14 protein-coding genes and 2 pseudogenes are annotated in these 18,593 nt (G+C 60.9%); 5 read left to right on the top strand and 11 right to left on the bottom strand.

The genetic code is table 11. The annotated features are described in order from the left end of the window. Window positions 1-62: 62 nt before the first annotated feature. The 3 genes and pseudogenes from YH3_RS32605 to lnt all read right to left on the bottom strand — a co-directional run bounded on the left by YH3_RS32605 (window position 63) and on the right by lnt (window position 3,320). A complete protein-coding gene (locus YH3_RS32605) occupies window positions 63-704 on the bottom strand; it encodes a TlpA disulfide reductase family protein (RefSeq protein WP_064444963.1) in 642 nt (213 codons plus the stop codon). Between the two features lie 130 nt (window positions 705-834). Continuing rightward, window positions 835-1,548 (bottom strand): M23 family metallopeptidase, encoded by a 714-nt coding sequence (locus tag YH3_RS32600; RefSeq protein WP_064444883.1) that lies wholly within the window; start codon window positions 1,546-1,548, stop codon window positions 835-837. Window positions 1,549-1,797: 249 nt separating this feature from the next. Next, window positions 1,798-3,320: pseudogene (gene lnt, locus YH3_RS32595) on the bottom strand (apolipoprotein N-acyltransferase). 368 nt (window positions 3,321-3,688) lie between these two features. Between lnt and YH3_RS32590 the strand changes: the two are divergent. Both YH3_RS32590 and YH3_RS32585 read left to right on the top strand, forming a co-directional pair. Beyond that, window positions 3,689-5,863: an MMPL family transporter gene (locus YH3_RS32590; RefSeq protein WP_064444882.1), complete on the top strand. Its 2,175-nt coding sequence runs from the start codon at window positions 3,689-3,691 to the stop codon at window positions 5,861-5,863. Between the two features lie 129 nt (window positions 5,864-5,992). Continuing rightward, a complete protein-coding gene (locus YH3_RS32585) occupies window positions 5,993-7,777 on the top strand; it encodes an N-acetylmuramoyl-L-alanine amidase (protein WP_064444881.1) in 1,785 nt (594 codons plus the stop codon). A gap of 167 nt (window positions 7,778-7,944) precedes the next feature. Here YH3_RS32585 and YH3_RS32580 read toward each other — a convergent pair whose 3' ends face one another. Next, window positions 7,945-8,421 carry a hypothetical protein gene (locus YH3_RS32580; protein ID WP_064444880.1) on the bottom strand — a complete coding sequence of 159 codons (477 nt, stop codon included), beginning with the start codon at window positions 8,419-8,421 and terminating at the stop codon, window positions 7,945-7,947. 331 nt (window positions 8,422-8,752) lie between these two features. Between YH3_RS32580 and YH3_RS36310 the strand changes: the two genes are divergently transcribed. Together YH3_RS36310 and YH3_RS32575 are read left to right on the top strand one after the other, a co-directional pair. Further along, window positions 8,753-8,923, top strand: a complete 171-nt coding sequence (locus tag YH3_RS36310) for a hypothetical protein (RefSeq protein ID WP_193777225.1) — start codon at window positions 8,753-8,755, stop codon at window positions 8,921-8,923. After that, entirely contained in the window at window positions 8,920-9,915 is a 996-nt protein-coding gene (locus YH3_RS32575; RefSeq protein WP_064444879.1) for a DMT family transporter, read from the top strand. The genes YH3_RS36310 and YH3_RS32575 overlap by 4 nt, the downstream gene beginning before the upstream one ends. Window positions 9,916-10,102: 187 nt before the next feature. On the opposite strand, the gene YH3_RS32570 is transcribed toward YH3_RS32575, so the two are convergent. From YH3_RS32570 to YH3_RS35780, 6 genes and pseudogenes are all read right to left on the bottom strand, one after another. Continuing rightward, window positions 10,103-10,660, bottom strand: coding sequence for a hypothetical protein (locus YH3_RS32570; protein WP_125053190.1), 558 nt, complete (start codon window positions 10,658-10,660; stop codon window positions 10,103-10,105). Between the two features lie 78 nt (window positions 10,661-10,738). Continuing rightward, window positions 10,739-12,459, bottom strand: a pseudogene (ctaD, locus tag YH3_RS32565) (cytochrome c oxidase subunit I). 126 nt (window positions 12,460-12,585) lie between these two features. Continuing rightward, window positions 12,586-13,730 (bottom strand): IS3 family transposase gene (locus tag YH3_RS32560; protein WP_141695880.1). Its coding sequence is split into 2 segments (ribosomal slippage): window positions 12,586-13,457 and window positions 13,457-13,730, totalling 1,146 coding nucleotides; the frame shifts between segments, so codons are not numbered across the junction. Between the two features lie 304 nt (window positions 13,731-14,034). Then, a complete protein-coding gene (locus tag YH3_RS32550; RefSeq protein ID WP_064444962.1) occupies window positions 14,035-14,481 on the bottom strand; it encodes a rhodanese-like domain-containing protein in 447 nt (148 codons plus the stop codon). A 580-nt stretch (window positions 14,482-15,061) separates the two neighbouring features. Further along, entirely contained in the window at window positions 15,062-16,645 is a 1,584-nt protein-coding gene (locus YH3_RS32545) for an NlpC/P60 family protein (protein WP_064444877.1), read from the bottom strand. A gap of 304 nt (window positions 16,646-16,949) precedes the next feature. Beyond that, the gene (locus YH3_RS35780; RefSeq protein ID WP_125053194.1) at window positions 16,950-17,273 is read right to left on the bottom strand and encodes a hypothetical protein; all 324 of its coding nucleotides are present in this window, start codon (window positions 17,271-17,273) and stop codon (window positions 16,950-16,952) included. A gap of 219 nt (window positions 17,274-17,492) precedes the next feature. On the opposite strand from YH3_RS35780, the gene YH3_RS35775 reads away from it, so the two are divergent. Beyond that, the gene (locus YH3_RS35775; protein WP_125053196.1) at window positions 17,493-17,738 is read left to right on the top strand and encodes a hypothetical protein; all 246 of its coding nucleotides are present in this window, start codon (window positions 17,493-17,495) and stop codon (window positions 17,736-17,738) included. Window positions 17,739-18,050: 312 nt separating this feature from the next. Here YH3_RS35775 and YH3_RS32535 read toward each other — a convergent pair whose 3' ends face one another. Next, window positions 18,051-18,413, bottom strand: a complete 363-nt coding sequence (locus YH3_RS32535; protein ID WP_064444960.1) for a helix-turn-helix transcriptional regulator — start codon at window positions 18,411-18,413, stop codon at window positions 18,051-18,053. Window positions 18,414-18,593 lie beyond the last annotated feature (180 nt).

Here is an 18,593-nt window from a genome sequence, read left to right as displayed (position 1 = left end):
TGCCCGATCGGACGCAGTTCAGGTTCGGTTCAGGGGCCGCTTTTTCGTTCTCCCCCAACGCATTACCGCACCATGCGCGCAACTGCGTCGCGAATTTGCTGGGTATTGCGGAAGACCGGAGGATCGGTAACCCGCTCAACACTGCCGTCGCGTTGCACGACGAAACTCAGGGGCAGAACTGGAGGTGCGACAAGTGTTCCTTGAACCGCGTCGGCGTCGCCATAGGAGGGGTAGTGCACTCCGAGGTCGGCGAGCAGCGCCAAGGCTGACGATTGACTGTCCTGTACGTTGACGCCGACGACCCTCACTGAATCGGGTTCCTCAGCATAAGCCCCCAGAATGGGGATTTCCTCTCGGCAGGGTGCACACCACGACGCCCAGAGATTGATCAATGTCGGTTCGCCGGCGAGGGCGTCTCCTACATCGAATTTTTCCCGGGACCCGAGGCATGAAACATTCACGCCGGACAGCTGTCCCGAGGCGGACCGTTGCGGATCAGGCAAGGGGCATGGACGCAGTGCCGCCGCGACGGCAAGTGCAGCGAGCGAAGCGCCGTCGGCCGTGGCAGATCCCCCGGCATGAGAGGCAGTGGCAGCGGGTGGTTGCGCAACTTCAGTCGATTCGCGCCCCCGTGGCCACATCGCTGCCACGAGCAGGGCGACGACCGCAAGAGCAAATACCGTCCACCGCCATTGAGTGCGCATCTGATCATCTTTCATCCCTGTCGATACCTGGCGGGTACCGACCTTCTCGTCGACTCAAATCCGAAAGCGTTGTTAAAAACATGAAGTTTCGGCGTCACGTTGGAGCCTGGTGGGTGCACCTGGCCGTAGTTCAGGAACTGGTGTAGTCCGTAACTTCCACACCCCGAGACGCAAGCCACTGCTTGGGATCTACCTTTTGCCCCGAGGGGTCTGCAACCTCGAAGTGCAGGTGCGGCCCGGTGGATTGACCGCGGTTTCCCACTGTCGCGATCTGTTCGCCCACGCGTACCTGCTGCCCGACGCTGACGAGGGTTTCGTTGATATGGCCGTAGGTGCTGATCGAACCGTCGTCATGTTGGAGCCGAACCCATAACCCGAATCCGGAAGCTGGCCCGGAATCGATGACGGTCCCGTCTGCGACAGCGTAGATCGGAGTCCCGATCTCGTTCGCGATATCGAGACCTGTGTGCGTGGTTCCCCATCGAGGTCCGAAATCTGAAGTGAGAGTGCCTGATACAGGCTTGATCGTGCGCGCCGCCGATCCGGTGGATACAGATCCCGTCGAGATGGGGATCGAGACCGCGGATTCGAGCGCGTCCCGTTGTTCCGCCAGCCACGCACCCTTGGCAAGCTGATCGACCAGCTCGCCGGCACCGGCCGTGGTCGGAGAAATGAGTGCTTGCGGCGGAGCTGCATCCGCAACAGTGTCGGACGCCGGATCGGGTGTTGCACGAGACTGGTCGGACTCGTCGTGAACCGTGTGTGCATTTGCCAGGGCGGGGCCGGAGATCTGGGTTCCCGCGGCGATCAGCGCTCCTGCCGCGACTGCCATCGTGGCTGCCACGACCGCATTGTCTCCATGGCGCGTAATCGTGCGATGTCTCCCACGAACGGCGACCTGGCAGTTTCCCGACCCGACGGATATTGCAACGAGCTCACTGACGTGCCGGGATTTGGCGCCGGCTTCCTTACGGTGACGGGACAAAACTGCACTCCTCCGGGTTGTCGTACCACGCATGTTTTTGCGATGTGGACCACCCGCGTTGAGCAGCGCCTCCATCCGAATGTAACGAAACGATATACGAAACCGCTCTCAATTACTATTCATCTTAGTAGGTGGAGCGGCGCGGGTAACCCGAAAAGTCACGCTCACCAGCAGCGCTCCGAGCGCGAGCAGTGAGATCACGATTTCGGCCACAGGACCGATCCGTGTCGCCAGAGTCATGTCCGAGCGCAGTTGAACATCGCCTACCAGTACGTCGTCGGTGAAGATTCCGCTTTGCTGAAGTACGGCGCCATTGGACTCGATGATCGCACTGACACCGCTCGTCGCGGCCACAAGCACGGGGCGCCCGTGTTCGACCGCCCGAACCCGTGACATCGCGAGTTGTTGGTACGTCATATCGGTACGCCCAAATGTCGCGTTATTTGTTGGGACGGTGATGACTTGGGCACCGCTTCGCACCGAGTCCCGCACCAGGTCGTCGAATGCGACCTCATAGCATGTGGCCACGGCAGTGGGAGTGCCGTTGAGAGTAACGACACCGTTTCCGTCACCCGGCACAAACTTTCCCGCTCGAGCGGCATACGAGGACAGCGCATTCATCACACCGGGTAGCGGCAGATATTCACCGAACGGGACGAGCTTTCGTTTGACGTGCTGCTCCCCGGGCCCGGAAGCAGGGTCCCATACGATCGCGCTGTTCAAGGTCGTTCCGTCCTCGCGCGTCAGCACCGCACCGACCAAAATGGGCACACCAACCGCTCGCGCAGCATCGGTGATGCTCGTTGCCGCATCACCGTTACGTAACGGGTCGATATCCGAGGCATTCTCCGGCCAGATCACCAACTGCGGCCGAGGGAGCCGTCCCGCGTCGACATCCCTGGCCAATTCCTTTGTTTTTGCGACGTGGTTGTCCAACACCGCGCGGCGTTGGGAGTTGAAATCCAGACCAAGCCGTGGGACGTTTCCTTGAACGAGGGCAACTGTGCTCATCGCCGCAGGTGCGGGCGTAGGACGTGCGGAAAGCAGCATCGCCGATATCAGCGGAACGGTCACAATCGCCATGCATGCGAACATTCGCATCCAGTGCCGACCGCTCAACGCTGTTATCAGCCCCGCAAGTCCACAGCCCAGGAGCGCGACGGCGAAACTCAGGCCGGGGGCTCCACAGCTACGCCGGCCAGGGACAACAGCACACCGTCCGCCTGACCGAATGCCAGACGCCCCCAAGGAAAGCCGCCAAAGGGAAGTCGCGAGCGAACCCCTTCGAGGAGCACCCACACCGAGGCGATCCACACTACCGAACACGGCAGTCGACTCAGCGCCGCCGCCGTCGCCCCGAAGAGCCCGATCGACAATGCTTCGATCGCCGCAAGAACCAGCCAAGGGAGCGCTCCGACGTAGACACCTACCCAGGGCAGCAGTGGGACGAAGAACGCCAATCCGGCAAGATACCCGTACCCGAAGCCAGCTCTCACCGATCGGCCGCGAAGGACCAGCACCAGAAGAGCAAACCCGGCAGGAGCCAGATACCACGCTGAATACGGAGGGAAACTCAGATACAGCGCTCCACCCGCCGTCACTGCGCCCACGGCCCGCCCGCTCACCTGCATCCACCCTCGACGAGGTGGTTGCTCTACCGGAGTTCGACGGGGGACGTTTTCGACGAGATCGACCATCGTGATTGATGCCTTTCGTGATGTATCGGAATCCGCATCGCACGCGACATGTACTACTATGCATCATAGTAGTACATGTGGTTTGATTCTCCGGGCGCACCGTACAACGCTCGGCATCCGACAGACCGTGCGTCACCGTCGACCGTTCATCACTGAACTCGGTCGTAAGTTCCTGCACAGCAACGCCATACCGTCAAGAAGACAGTACGGACAAGACCGGTTGCGCATCGGCGTCGTCGGGGTCTTGCCGCAGGGAACAGTCTCGATCCAATCCACCGTCCCGCTCGATATCACGGAGAAAAATGACACGTTGGGCATTGTTCGTCGTCTCCCGCCCCTGGTGGATTCTCGGTGTCATCATGGTGACAGTTACCGCCAGCGGGATATGGGGCATCGGAGTCTTCCGCGAGATGGGGCAGAGCGGATTCACCGATCCGGGTAGCGATTCCGCCGAAGTCGCGCGTACCGTCGAGGCCAATTTCGGGCCACAAACCCCCGACATCGTCGCGATCTACACCCCCGCGGCAGGTGTTGAACTCACCGATCTCACGAGCGGGGCAACGGAGATGCTCGACAAGTTCACCGCATCGGTACCCACTCATTCGGTGAAGTCGTATTGGTCATCGACCCCACCCGAACAACTTCTTCTGCGTTCGACAGACGGAGCCAAAGCCGCCATCGCAATCACTCTCGCTCCAGGACCTCGAGGTCAAGAAGCGAACACTGCAGAGATGCTGCCCCTACTCGAACTCCAGGGAGCGCAAGCGGAATTCGCTGGGGGGTCGATAGTCGGGACGGCCTTCAACCACCGGCTGCAGTCCGACCTCGTCCGGGCGGAATCGATTGCACTGCCCATCACACTTATTCTGTTGATTTTCATCTTCGGTGGGTTGGTCGCTGCAGCGGTTCCCGTCTTGGTCGGGATCTTCGCGATCATCATCTCCCTTGCAGCTCTACGACTTCTGACTCTACTCACCGAAGTGAATTCGTTCGCCCTCAACGTTGCCTCTCTCATCGGGCTCGGACTCGCGATCGACTACGGGCTTTTCATCGTCAGCCGTTTCCGTGAAGAACTCACCGCATCCGGAGGCGACGCTCGCGAAGCGGCACTCCGGACGACCATGACGGCCGGGAGAACGGTCATGTTCTCCGGCTTGCTGCTCGTTTGCGCATTCGCGGGCATGCTGGTTTTTCCTCAAGCCGTGATTCGATCGTTGGGCTTCGGGGCAATCGCCGCGGTCGCCAGTGCCGCGATCTTGTCCGTCGCGGCGGTCCCCGCCGTCCTCGCCGTCCTCGGAAGCCGAATCAACGCGCTCACCTGGCGTAAACACGCCGTGCACTCAGGAGAAGCCAGAGCTCGCCGTTTCTGGGGCACGGTCGTGGCATGGGTCATGAAACGTCCTGTCATCGTCGCAGTCACCATAGGGACGGGCTTGATGCTCATGGCCACGCCCTTGGCCAGCGCCTCACTCGGAGAGGCGACCTTCACCGCCCTCCCCACAGACGACCCGGCACGCTCGGCGGCACAGACCTTGGTTGAGGAATTTCCCTCCACCGGAGACGGAGCGACCCTCCTCTTCCGAAGCCTGAGCGGAGCCATCCCCGATGCCGGAGAGGTCAACGCAGTCGTATCGGCTGCTGCCCGAATCGACGGAATCGCCCAAGCATTCGTCGTCGCATCGAGGGACGACACCATCATTGCCCAAGCGCTTTTCGCGGAGATCCCCTCCGACCAAGCCAGTGCCGTGATTACGAATCTACGGGCACTACCTGCACCTGCAGATACGGAATATCTGGTCGGGGGAAGCCAAGCAACCTTCGACGACGGAAACTCTGCGATCAAGCGCTGGCTTCCGGTGATGGTGTCCATCATGATCGCCTCGACGCTGGCGCTCTTACTTCTTGCATTCGGCTCGATCGTCCTGCCCCTCAAGGCTGTGGCGATGGCATGCCTGAGTCTGGCGGCAACTTTCGGAGCGTTGACATGGATCTTCCAGTTGGGCAACGGAGCCCAGTGGATTGGCGTCACACCGGCACCCCTCGAAGCGACGTTCGTGGTCCTCATTCTCGCAGTCGTGTTCGGTCTGTCCACCGACTACGAAGTGTTCCTCATGGCACGAATGTCAGAAGCCCACAGCGCAGGAGCAACGACGGAAGAGTCAGTCCGTATCGGTGCCGAGCGCACAGGCAGGGTGATCACCGCGGCGGCGCTTCTGCTGATCGTCGTGACCGGAGCCTTCACATTGTCCGGACTGTCGATCATGAGGTTCTTGGGTGTCGGAATGATTCTGGCATTGGTTCTCGATGCCACCCTCGTACGGATGCTCCTGGTCCCGGCGCTGGTGAAACTGATGGGAGACGCCAATTGGTGGGCGCCTCAATGGTTGTCGCGCATCCATTCACAGATCGGCATCGGCGGCCGTCCCATGACCGCGCCACCACCTGCCGAACACATCCACGTCACAACTCTCAAGTAACAGTCGAGACTTTATGGCAGAATGACGATGCCGGGCCTCATCCGACCCTCCCGGTCGACACCGGACCTCAACGGTCGACGTCGGTGTGCGAATCGCCGAAAACTCCCGCATCACAGGAAGTTCTGCCATATGCCCCAACGACGACGATCGAAATTCTCGCTGGTCCTCGGCTCCGTCGCAGCCCTCGCAGTCGCCAGCCCCTTCGTCTCCCATGTCACAACGGACACCTCACTCGAAGTCCGCTCCGCACAATCTTCGTCGGCCTCCGAATCTGCGGCGCAGATAGCCGACGTTGCCCTTGCGAGCATTCCTGATCTCTCGATACCACTCAAAGAGTTGACAGGCATCGACCTCTCAGCCTTGCTCAGGCTGGGATTGAACGTCCTTGCCGAAGTCGCCGGCACTGATCTGCCCACTGATGATCCACGTTCGAGACCGAAGGTCGATTCCGAACCGTCGACGAGTCAGGAGATCCCTTCGGAGATGTCGGTCAAGGAGATCACCCGGGAAGATCCGTTTCGAATGGTCGCATTGACGTCGAATGGCCCCACGGCGCCGGCAGCGGCCGTACGAGCGCGTCAAACGGACGGAGGCTGGGGCCCATGGCTTTCAACCGCGCCAGCCGACACATCAGCGGGCGGGCACGTGCAAGGCACCGACCCGGTATTCGTCGGAACCACGAATACCGTTCAACTCCTCGTCCCCTCCATCCAGAATCCAGCCGTGTCGAGTGAGCAACCACGCCCACCGCTTCCCGTCGCCGCGCCTCCCGCTACTGCCTATACCCCTGCGGCCCTGGCACAGCCATTGGTCCGCTCCCCAGCGCAAGAAGGTGATCTCTCGGCCGTACTCATCGAGCCCGGCAGCGGTCCCTCATCTCCCCTGAAATCAGCTGACGCAAATGCAAGTCCGGGATTCTCTGTGATCACCCGTGCGCAATGGGGAGCCGACGAGTCCCTTCGATGCGAGGAACCCGTCTACGACGAGTTCCTCGGGGGAGCTGTCGTTCACCACACCGCCGGAAGCAACGAGTATTCCAAGGAAGAATCCGCCGACATCGTGCGTGGTATTTATGCCTACCACGCACAAACGCTCGGATGGTGCGACATCGGCTACAACGCTCTTGTCGACAAATACGGTCAAATCTTCGAAGGTCGAGCCGGCGGTCTGGACAAGCCTGTTCAGGGAGCACACACCGGCGGATTCAATGAAAACACAGTAGGCGTGGCAATGATGGGCGACTACACGTCAACCCAGCCGACCTCGTCCGAAATCAACACCGTGGGAACCTTTCTGGGGTGGCGACTGAAACTGGCCGGTCTGGACCCCCTAGGACGCACGACCATGTACTCGGAAGGAACTGAATTCACGTCCTTCCCGGAAGGGGCCACTGTCGACATCCCGATCATTTCTGCGCACCGCGACCTCGGCAACACCGCCGATCCCGGCGAACAGGGGTACGCACAAATGGATACCATTCGAACTATTGCGGCCTCATACGGCGACGGTTCCGACCCGACGCCACAGACCGCCACCCCCTCCGACAACTCCAGCCTGAAACCCCCTGTCAGCACAACACATTCGAACCCACAAGAGTCCGCAACCGCGACGAAGTGGGCCGCCTCAGGCGCCCAGGACGGACCCCTGGGAGGTCCGGTCGAAACCGATTCCCCCACCCCAGGCGGCCTCATCCGAACCAATTATCAAAATGGCGCTATCTACGAAATCGCCGGCAACGCCTGGGTAGTCCTCGGCCGAATCTACGAGGCATGGAAAGCCGCAGGCGCGGAGAACAGCTCGCTCGGCCTCCCCATCAGCGATGAGTACAACACCGTGAACGGCCCACGCTCCGACTTCGAGGGTGGGTCCCTGCTGTTCGACCCACATACCGGAGCGGTCTCTCGGCTACCGTGACATCGCCGAGAGAGTCAAGGACGCCACGAGTCCTTCTCTCGCAGAAACGGACTCAACTGAACGCCCACCACAAAGAGTGGAGTTGACACTCCCGAGTCCCTCGCAGGATTCGGGAGTGCGACAGGCTTCTCGGGCTCACTCGGGACATCGCAACTGTCAATGTCGTCCTAGGACCGTTCGGGGACCGCAGTGCCGATCAAGTCCTTCGATACAGGAGGGCGCACTCTGCACGCCCGCTCACCTTTCAGCCGCTGCCGAAACGCGCCCGCCATCAAAGCCAGTGAAATCAGCCCCAAGACCGGTTGTATCGGTGCCCACAGATTCAACGCACCCGTCACACCGACAGTCATGATCACCAATTTGTTGCACACCGGACAGCCGACGGCCAACAGAGCCAGCGCATTACTGCCAATGCCCACACGCGAGGGGGCTGCAGACCTGGATTGCGTGCGCACGTACGTCGCGAGTATCAATCCACTCAATATCGCGGTCGCGATCCACACCGGATAGTTCCACCACAGCACCGGAGTCATCCGCTGGTAGAACGAGGTCGGTACTATCCCGGAGGGGACGCCCACGATGAGCGCTGCAACCACCGCCCCTGCCGACGCCGTGATCCAGCGCCAGAGCGACCAATTCGTCATCGCCGATGCCCCCTCGAAGTGAACTACTAAAAGAGATAGTAGTTCACTGTATGAGAAGACCGGAAACGGCAATCCTTCACATCGACGTGCATCCCACCCGAGGCGGGGTATCACCTGACGTTCAGGTCGCATCACTCGTAGATCTCCACCATATTCAGTGCACCTCTCGTCAGTCTCGACCGCCGCACGCGCTGGACACACCAATGACGAACGTCATTTCATCCCGTCGTCGGGCGCACAATGGGATGAGCTGATCGTTGCACGGTCACACCCCTCACAGACCTTGCACATTCGTGGACTGCGCCGCCTCACGTGAACAGGAGGGCTACCGATGGAGCTCACCATTACGATCGCTACCGCTGCGCCGTCAAACCCGGTCACCCATCCACTTGTGCGGGCCGATTCGCCCACGACGGCGCTGTTCTGGGCCGAGCCGGTCTCTGCTGATGTCTCGCTACCGCGCCGCGGATCCGCGTCGGGGTCAGGAAACGCCCCCCGATGACCGGCTCATCCGGTGACAGCGGGTTCACTGCGACATTCACACATCGCCCGGCACGACTACGCATGTTCTGGATCACTGCTTCTCTCGGAGCCTGTTTCCTCGGCGTCCGGTGGGGGCTCCGTGACGCGCCGTTATTGTGGTTCGCCGCACTGCGAGCCCTGCTCGGTGGATCAGCCCTGGCTGTTGTTGCCATCACCCAGCGCCGATCACTGCCACGGTCCGCAGCTAGCTGGGGCAGGATCGGGCTCCTCGGGCTTGTCAACGTCAGCCTGGCGTTCTGGGCGATGTTCGCCGGAATCGCCGGGCTCGCAACCGGTACTGCTGCTGTACTCGCGAATGCGCAGCCGCTGCTGATTCTGCTACCTGCCTGGTGGCTGTTCGGCGAGCGTGTGACGGCCCGGACCGGCTTGGCATTGGTGGTCGGGTTCGGAGGGTTGTTGGTGGTGGCGGTCCCGGGCGGCGGCGGCCAGGGTGCGGTGTTGTCGCTGTTGTCCGCCGCCGCGGTCACCACGGGGACACTGATGGTGCGCCAATTGGACGGCGACATAGTGGTCGCGAGCGCAGCACATTTATTGTTCGGGGGGACGGTCCTGGCGAGCGTGGCATTCGTCATCGAGGGCGTTCCGCATATCGACTGGACTCCACGGTTCGCAGCAGTTCTGCTTTTTCTCGGGTTGATCGCGACTGCAGCGACCACCTTGGCCTGGTTCGTAGAGACCCAGCGATGCCCTCTGTCCTCGCTCACACCCTGGATGTTTCTTGTACCCGTCTTCGGCGTGCTCATCGGTATAGCGGCCCTGCGCGAACGACCTGACGGATGGATGGTGACCGGAATCGTCTTGGTTCTGCTCAGTATGCGGGTGGCCCTCACGAAACATGCCACCGCCGGGGCGGGTCCACCGGGCCACTTGTATGTTGCAGACTCAGGTTCAGCCGAGCCTGAGGTCGAGGTCCACCGCAAGTCTCCACATCCACCCCCCGATGATCGATGACCACGATCACCTCTCCCCGCTCCGGTTCTGGTACCACTACCTCACGTCGACGGTTCGACTACGCCGTCCGTGTGAACAGTCGCCGCCGGTACGACTTCCCCGATGCAACGACGGTCCTCAATCGCCGTTGTCCAAACGAATGACTTCTCTCGCCGGTGGCCGTTCCGATCTTCCGCACGGCAGTTCGTCATCGGTTCCGCAGTTGGACGTGCACCTCGAGGTCCGTACTCCACAGCCGTGCAAGCACCCCGCAGTAGGAATCACGGACCGAATAGTATGCATCCGGTGTCGACAGATCACCCCGGCCGGTACCGATGACCGCACCGGCCGCGAACAGCGCACGATTGGCCAATGATGCTATTTCACAGCCACTTTCGTCCAGATCGCCGCTCAGTCGCGCCACCGCGTCCATCACCTGCTCTGGCATCACCCGTGTGGGTGGGACGGCGACCCCGGCGCTGCCGTGCGTCGGATCTTCGATCGCCCCGGCATAGTTGCCGGCCAGTCGTGCTTCCGCAGCGCCGATCGCCGTCCGTAGTGCCCGTGCGTGAAAGCGAAGTCTCCACGGCGATCGAATACGACGTGCGGTGACAGAGGGGAGCTTGCGCAGTGTCGAGGCAGGGCAACGGAGGCCCGCGCCGGCAAACATGAGCGGTAAGAGTTCGCGTAACAACCAATCGGTCAGTGCGGCTGTCGTCTCATCTGTCGCCGGCACAGTCATCACCGAAATTGAGTCCTGCCTCATAGCGACTTCGTATCCTCACTTCTTCCTGTGACAACGTGCGACATATATTGCGTACGTGCAGTTTGCGGACGAGACGGCTCACTCGAATCCGTTCCCCGACATCGTGCTCGTTGTGGGATGGAACCTTCCGGTGTGAGCTTCAGCGCGCATCCGATCCACCATATGTGGGTAATGCATCTCGAACGCCGGACGCTCAGAGCGGATGGGGGGGAAGCTCGGTGAAGTTGTGACGTGGCGGCGGACAGCTGGTCGCCCACTCGAGGGAATTGCCATAGCCCCACGGATCGTCGACGGTGCGACCTCACCAAATCTGTAGCTTCTGAAGACGTTCCAGATGAACGGCAAGGTGGATGCACCCAAGACGAAGGATCCTATGGTCGAGATGGAGTTCAGCACCGTAAAACCGTCCGAGGGTAGGTAATCCGCGTAGCGGCGCGGCATCCCCTCGGCGCCGAGCCAGTGCTGCACGAGGAAGGTCATGTGGAATCCGACGAACGTCGTCCAGAAATGCCATTTACTCAGCCGCTCGTCCATCATGCGGCCAGTCATCTTGGGGAACCAGAAGTAGATCCCCGCGTAGGTGGCGAACACAACCGTGCCGAAGACCACGTAGTGAAAATGTGCCACGACGAAGTAACTGTCGGTGACCTGAAAATCGAGCGGTGGACTGGCCAGCAGCACCCCCGAAAGACCGCCGAAGAGGAAGGTGATCAGGAAACCGATCGAGAACAGCATCGGCGACTCGAAAGTCAATTGTCCCTTCCACATTGTCCCGATCCAATTGAATATTTTCACCCCCGTGGGGACCGCGATGAGGAACGTCATGAAGGAGAAGAAGGGGAGAAGGACCGCGCCGGTCGCGTACATGTGGTGAGCCCAGACAGCGATCGACAAGGCGGCGATAGCAAGGCGTTGCGTAGACCAGTCCTGTGTAGCCGAATATCGGTTTGCGGCTGAAGACCGGAAATATTTCCGACACGATGCCGAAGAAGGGCAGCGCGATGATGTACACCTCGGGGTGTCCGAAGAACCAGAAAAGGTTCTGCCACAGCAAGACTCCTCCGTTTGCTGGATCGAACAAAATGCCCACCCAACTGACGGTCGACCAGGAGGCCGGCCAACGCTGCAGTGAGCAAGGGAAACGCTATGAGGATCAAGATGGACGTGATGAAGATGTTCCAAGTGAAGATCGGCATGCGGAACATCGTCATTCCCGGCGCGCGAAGGCAGATGACCGTCGTGATCATGTTGACACCGCCGAGAATGGTCCCCAATCCCGACAGCGCCAACCCCACGATCCACATGTCCGCGCCCACACCCGGCGAACTGACAGCCGAACTCAGAGGTGTGTACGCAGTCCATCCGAAGTCGGCTGCACCTTCTGGGGTGACGAAGCCAGCCGTCGTGATAATCGCTCCGAACAAGTACAACCAGTAGCTGAAGGCGTTCAACCGCGGAAATGCGACGTCGGGCGCGCCGATCTACAGTGGGAGAACGAAATTGGCGAAGCCGAACACGACCGGCGTCGCATAGAGCAGCAACATGATCGTGCCGTGCATGGTGAACAGTTGGTTGTACTGCTCGTTCGACAGGAACTGCATCCCCGGTATTGCGAGCTCGCTGCGCATCATCAGTGCCATCAACCCGCCGATAAGGAAGAAGGCAAACGAGGTGAACAGGTACATCACTCCGAGCGTCTTGGGGTCGGTCGTGGTGATCATTTTGACGATGAACGACCCCTTGGCTCCCTTCGGAGGGTAAGGCCGCGCGACCACCGGCGTGGGTGCGAGGACGATCATGAGTTGCCTGCTTCCTGTCGAGTCGTTCATAAAGACACATGGCGAACATAAACGAACTACTATGTTTCATAGTAATTGAGGGTCGGGTGGACCGCAGTGGTTGGGCCCCCGTTAGCAGTCCAGCACCTATGCGATAGCTAGTTGGTTTTCTTGAGTCCAGTTTTCCCAGTAGCGGTTTGGCGTCATGCCATCGAGGGATCCGTGGGGCCGTTCATGATTGTAGATAGCTTTCCATTCCTCGGCCAGATAGGTCGCTTCGGCCATCGTGTCCATGATTTCTCCCGAGAGTTGTTCCCTTCTGAACTGGGCGTTGAACGATTCGACGAAACCGTTCTGCCACGGTGAACCCGGGTCGATGAAGGCGGTGCCCACGCCGACGGTGTTGCACCAGTTGATCAGTGCGGCGGCGGTGAATTCGGGACCGTTGTCGCAGCGGACGTAGGTCGGGGCGGTGCCGGTTTCGGCGATGATGTTCTCCAATGCTGCGACCACGTCGGAGGCTGTGAACGACCGGCGCGCGATGATGGCCAGCGCGGTGCGGGTGTATTCGTCGATGACATTGAAGAAGCGGATGTGCCGCCCGCAGGAAGTCACGTCGGATTGGAAGTCGAAACTGACCACGTGCATCGGGTATTCGGCCGTCAGCCGGTTCTGCTCCCCGGCGCCGGGACCGGCCCGGCGTTTCTTCCGCGCCTTGGGTTTACAGACGAGGCCTTCCTCGCGCCAGAGCCGGCGTACGCGCTTGTTGTTGAGCGCCATTCCAGCCCACTCCTGGGCGAGCAGGCACCAGCGGGCTTTCCGCCATCCCCATGTCGGGTGCTTGATCGCGATGGCGCGTAGGGCGCCGCGAAGCCGTGTTTCCTCGAAGCTCGTATCGGGTTTCTTCTTCCGGAAGGCAGACCGGTTTTGGCCGAGGATCTTGCAGGCGAAACGCTCGGAGGCCCCGAACTTCTCCACCGCCATGCGCACGGCACGGCGGCGGGGTTCGGGGCTCAGAATTTTCCCTTGGCCACCTCGTTGAGGATGTCGATGGCCAGTTCCTTCTCCGCCAGCAGCCGTTTGAGTCGCGCGTTCTCCTTCTCCAGCTCCTTGGTCCGTTTGGACGCCTCGGCGTTCTTCTCGGACCCGTACTGGTTCAGCCACCGGTACCAGGTCGCTTCGGTGACCTGGAGTTCCTTGACGACCTCGATCATCGGGTGGCCGTCGTTGAGCATTTTCTGGCCCTGCCGGACCTTCGCGATGACCTGTTCAGGGGTGTGTCTGCGTGCCATGATTCGTGAATTTCCTCCTGTGTCCATTATCGGACACGAAAGTCACACAGACACTGGACTTCTACACAGGGACCCAACCAGCAGGTTCCGCCACATCCCTTTGGCTGCACCGTTTCCCATCGTTGATGTTCACAACGGCGGCGACTACAAATGGGATGCCGGTTCGATCGCGGAAGGGCGGAGCACGAATTCGGCCATCACCACACCGTCGCGCCTCCGGACCGAGTGGGCAGGATTTGCGCGCTCGACAAGGAAAGCGCTCGTCACACCGAAGACCGCTCGCCCGACGAGAGCAGCTATGTTCCTACTCGCCGGGCGGCAGCAGATCTCGGCCCTCCGCCTTCCACGCTTTCATTCCTCCGCCGAGTTCGACTATCTCCGTGAACCCCAATACGGAGAGCGTTCGAACTGCAATTTCGCTCATTCTTCCGGTCATGCAGTAGACGGCAATCGGAGTCGATCTCTCGCGCGGTAGTTCTGCAGCACGCCGATCCAGCTGATCGAAGGGAATCCGCGCATTCGTCCCCGGAATCGACCCCTCGTCCGGCGCATGAACGTCCACGACGAAATAGTCCTGCGAGGAGACCGCGCTGGCGAAGGTAGGAACATCGACCGTCACCGGAAGTCCGCCCTGCTCGACACGCATGGATGCCGGAACGTCGGTTCCACAACCGGCTACCAACACAAGGACGACCAGGAGCAACGAGACGCCGATCCACCGATCACCCCTGCGAGTTCTACGCCATTGCATCCGAGAACGCGAACGACCCACTGACCACGCCACCTTGCCCATACACGGCACCTGTCTCACGATTCGGCGAACCGTGCTCTCATGACCCGGTGACCCCATCGCGCCGAAATGAACTACTACCACACATAGTATATCGAGTCGATCTGCAATGCCAGGGGAGATCGGCTCCACTGCAACTACCTGAAACTCGCCAAAGTCGATTCTGCCCAGAAGGTTTCGTCCTCGCGGAGCCTCTCGAGAGAATCCCACCAAGTCGCCTCAATCGGGAATGAACTAGGCGTCGCGCGCGGTTCTACCCGAATCTCACCCCACCACTCTTCGATTCACCTAGGCAGGAATTGCTTTCCAGATTCGAACCTGCGAATGCGGGGTTGACAATGCTCTGCGGGACCGACTTGGCCGACCCGGCATTGTCGAGTTGAGGCCCGCGAAAAGCTGGGCCCACAACAAAGTCTGCCCCACCTTACGGGCAGCTCGACCGCACGTGTCCAGTTTCGGAGCACAAACATGTGAACGACGCGCGTGCAATGTTTTCGGCCGACCTCGAAAGCCTACCCATACCGCCGACGGTGAAGAGCGCCTAGAGAAGCCTGGTCACGTTAGGAACCATGCCATCCCAACGCACCGGGGAAACCTTGACCACATCGCCGGACTGCGGGGATTCGAGCATCTGATTGTTGCCAAGGTACAGCGCCTCGTGCTGACTTGCATTGGGCCCGTAGAAGATCAGGTCACCTCGCTTCATTTGAGAAGCTGGCACCTGCCTTCCCGCGGTGTACTGGTACCCGGAGTAGTGCGGAAGTGAAATTCCTACACCAGCAAACGCGTAGATCATAATTCCGGAACAGTCGAAGCCTGCATTTTCGAAATCACCGAAAGTGTCCGCCACTCCGCCGTCACGAATACCGAAGGTCGGCCCGTTCGCGTCTCCGCCTCCCCACGAATAGCGCACACCAAGTTGCGACATGGCCCGGTCGATGACAGTTTCGATGGCACCCTCATCCGTGGCCGAATTCTGGCCGTTGCCCCCCTCACCATCCCCGGGATCCGTCGTCGCGGCCGGCGGAGCCTTCGTCGGAGAAGCAGTCGATGGTGGCGTCGTCACCGACGGCGGCGGCGGCGGAGCCTTGGTCGGAGAAGGAGTCGGTGGTGGCGCCGTCGCCGATGGCACTTTCGTCTCCGAGGGGCCATCGTTGATCTGTGTATGCGGACGCTGTCTGCTGGCGATGTCCGCGGCGCGATCACGTGCTATTTGATCCGCAGCAACCCGAGTCGCAGCTTCCGCTGCTGCTTGCTGAGCTGCTGCGATCGCCGCTGCAGTGGCTGCTTCGTCTGCTCGGCGCTGAGTGTCCCATTGGTCGTAGACCTGTCGCTGGTTCTGCAGTCCCGTCGCGCTGTTTCTCGCTGCATCCAACTCGCTTTGCGCCGAATCGCGCTCCTTCATGACCACTGCCTGTTGGTCTGTTGCCGACTTCTGCACATCCGTCACGCGCTGGATTGCTTCCGTTGCAAGGGCTTTGTTGTCTTCTGCTCTCGCTGCAGCGGCGTCGGCAGTGGCCTGGGCCGCGCGTGCCACAGACTCCGTGTTCGAGCGCGTCGTTCGTGCGCGCTGAAGCTCGTCCATCACGGCGTTATGTTTCTTCGTAATCATCCGCACCAGATCAGCTTTGGCCAAGAGATCGTCAGGGCTGTCGGTTCCGAGGAAGACGGTCAGCGAGCCAGCGGTGCTGCCTTGCCTGTAGCTGGCGGCGACGAAATCGTCGAACTGCTGCTGCGCCACCTCGATCGCCTGCCCAGCCACTCCCATGTCGGTGCGTGCAGCGGCCACAGCAGCAGTAGCGGCCACCGCGACATCACGTGATGACTGAAGGTCCACCAACGCCTTGTTCACATCCTCCCGCTTGATCGCAACCTGGGCGGCGATCTCGGCGAGTTGCGCATTCGCCGACGCAACGTCGTTGATCAGATCACCGATGCGGCGCAGAGTTTGATCCACGCGCGAGTCCGCCTGTTGCAACTCGGAATCGCTCGGATTCGGTGGCGGTGGGGGAACCGCTGTCGCGATACCGGGAATGGTTGCGACGATCGAGCCTGCGAGAGCCAGAGCGAGGACGGTGTGAGCGACTCTCGTGCGAGCACGCGTGGGTCGATTCCGTTGCCTCACACACACCCCGTCCTCGATGATTCAGCTGAACTCGACACCCACATACTAAGGACAATAGTAGATAAATATCACCAACTGCCCCATATGACAAAAAGCGTCACATGTTCCCCTCGGGCACCACAGCACCACAGATCGGCTGACCGTGCCGTCCTACCGGATTGGACCAGAACAGCAATGCTCCTGACCTCGGGACCGTTCGCACCCGCTGCGTGGAATCGCCACCGCGCCTTGGTCAGGAATGTCGGGTGCACGCACGAGGTGCCGGCGGCACCTCCCGATTGTCCTTGCGCCTGCTGAAGGATCGTTACAGAGCTACGGTGATCGCCGCGGTGTGCAGCTGGCCCTGCGCCTGGAACTCGATGAACAGTCGCCAGTCGCCGGACTTCGAGAGTTTCGCAGGCACATCGAATTCCGGACCCTGCTGATCGCTGCCCAGTGGCGTCAAATCAGCAAAGGCCAGAGTCTGTGCGTGGATTGCAGTGACATGGACATAGGCGTCCTCGTAGCGCTGCAAGTCGAATACCGGCTCACCGTCTCTGGCAATGTCCACCGTGAGCTCGCCCGCCTGGCCGGGTGTGAGTTTCCCCGCAACCGTGAGCGTGTAACCGTCGACCGAGGTCGACGGCATAGCGTGAGGAAGCCTTTCCGGAGTCCCCTCCCCAGGAACTGTGACCAGCTGCGAAAGCACCTGCGTTTCAGAGGTTTTCCCGCTAAGAGCCCTAAACTGGGCGTATACGCGGTATCTCCCGGGCACAAGGCCTGAGATCGGTGCGCTCCACGTGCCGTCGCCAGCCATGATCGGATGCAGATGCGCGAATCTCGTCGAGTCGTCCCGAATGAAATACAGATGCATGAGCTGGCCGTGCTCTGCCTCGTACTCGGTTACCGCGCCACCCCCGGAATCGTCGATTCGGAATCTCCACGTGGTGGCTTGACCGGCGGGAATCACCGAATCATCAGTAATCAGCGCCATATCGGAGGTGCTGGACTCGAGCCCATTTATCACTGCCGAGGGTTCGCCGGCCTTGCTCGACGATGGCTGAAGGGAAGGCTCCGCACTATCGGTACCGCTGTTCGCGCAGGCCGTGAGTGATGTCACGGCGGCGGCGACCACAGCCGCCACCGTCATGTACCGAGGCAGACTGCGAATATCCATCGGGTTGGATCGCTTTCGTTGTTCCACCGACCAGGGGAGGAGATGTCGGGGGTCGAAATGAAGGGTAGCCCGATCAGGGATTGCCGATTGATCAACACATTCACCTCGCCCCAGCGAGTAGATCGGGGTTGGTAACACCACTGCAGCATGAGCTTCAGCGAGTGTGTCGCCGCACGCACTGATCACCTGGTCGTCGGACGCGCCGCCGAGGGACGCCGGCGTCGATTGGCCACATATGGGGTGAGCTCTTTACAGGGCAGGGATCGGGTCGTCGGCGATTCCGAGCCCGAGATGTTCGATGTGATATACCGCTTCGTCGAGAAGCATCGCCACGTGATTGTCGTACAGGCTGTACACGACGTTGCGGCCCCGCCGCGTCCCCGTCACCAACCCCATCACACGCAGCAGCCGCAGTTGATGCGAGACAGCGGACTGCTCCATCCCCACCGCCTCCACCAGGTCACCCACAGAACACGCCCCGTGCCGCAGCCGAGTCAACATCCGCAGTCGACTCGGCGTCGCCAACGCCTGCAACGTGGCAGCGACCGTCGCGGCCGACTCCGCATCGAGCTGCGCGGGCGGTGTGGACGTGCCTTCGACTCCGTGACCCATGTGAAGCATCTTACCCACCATGATTACATGAAGAGGTCTTCATGTACTCCTGTATCGTGGCATTCGTTCCCCCCGCCACCAGCCGGAAGCCATGCCATGCCATGACCACCCCCGTGCGCAGCGATCCCCACACCGAGTCCGCGGCGCCCCGGCCCGCAACCGCCGTCCGCACCCGGCCGT

The organism is Rhodococcus sp. YH3-3 (genome assembly GCF_001653035.1).
Classification (GTDB): domain Bacteria; phylum Actinomycetota; class Actinomycetes; order Mycobacteriales; family Mycobacteriaceae; genus Rhodococcus_F; species Rhodococcus_F qingshengii.
The sequence above is the reverse complement of the archived record's forward strand: the minus strand, read 5'-3'. Positions and strand labels throughout refer to the sequence as shown.

Bases quoted from the DNA above. Each gene is read 5' to 3' on its own strand.
- YH3_RS32605 (WP_064444963.1), bottom strand. From the start codon at position 704: ATGCGCACTCAATGGCGGTGGACGGTATTTGCTCTTGCGGTCGTCGCC.
- YH3_RS32590 (WP_064444882.1), top strand. From the start codon at position 3,689: ATGACACGTTGGGCATTGTTCGTCGTCTCCCGCCCCTGGTGGATTCTC.
- YH3_RS32585 (WP_064444881.1), top strand. From the start codon at position 5,993: ATGCCCCAACGACGACGATCGAAATTCTCGCTGGTCCTCGGCTCCGTC.
- YH3_RS32580 (WP_064444880.1), bottom strand. From the start codon at position 8,421: ATGACGAATTGGTCGCTCTGGCGCTGGATCACGGCGTCGGCAGGGGCG.
- YH3_RS36310 (WP_193777225.1), top strand. From the start codon at position 8,753: ATGGAGCTCACCATTACGATCGCTACCGCTGCGCCGTCAAACCCGGTC.
- YH3_RS32575 (WP_064444879.1), top strand. From the start codon at position 8,920: ATGACCGGCTCATCCGGTGACAGCGGGTTCACTGCGACATTCACACAT.
- YH3_RS32570 (WP_125053190.1), bottom strand. From the start codon at position 10,660: ATGAGGCAGGACTCAATTTCGGTGATGACTGTGCCGGCGACAGATGAG.
- YH3_RS32550 (WP_064444962.1), bottom strand. From the start codon at position 14,481: ATGCAATGGCGTAGAACTCGCAGGGGTGATCGGTGGATCGGCGTCTCG.
- YH3_RS35780 (WP_125053194.1), bottom strand. From the start codon at position 17,273: ATGCCGTCGACCTCGGTCGACGGTTACACGCTCACGGTTGCGGGGAAA.
- YH3_RS35775 (WP_125053196.1), top strand. From the start codon at position 17,493: ATGCATGAGCTGGCCGTGCTCTGCCTCGTACTCGGTTACCGCGCCACC.
- YH3_RS32535 (WP_064444960.1), bottom strand. From the start codon at position 18,413: ATGGGTCACGGAGTCGAAGGCACGTCCACACCGCCCGCGCAGCTCGAT.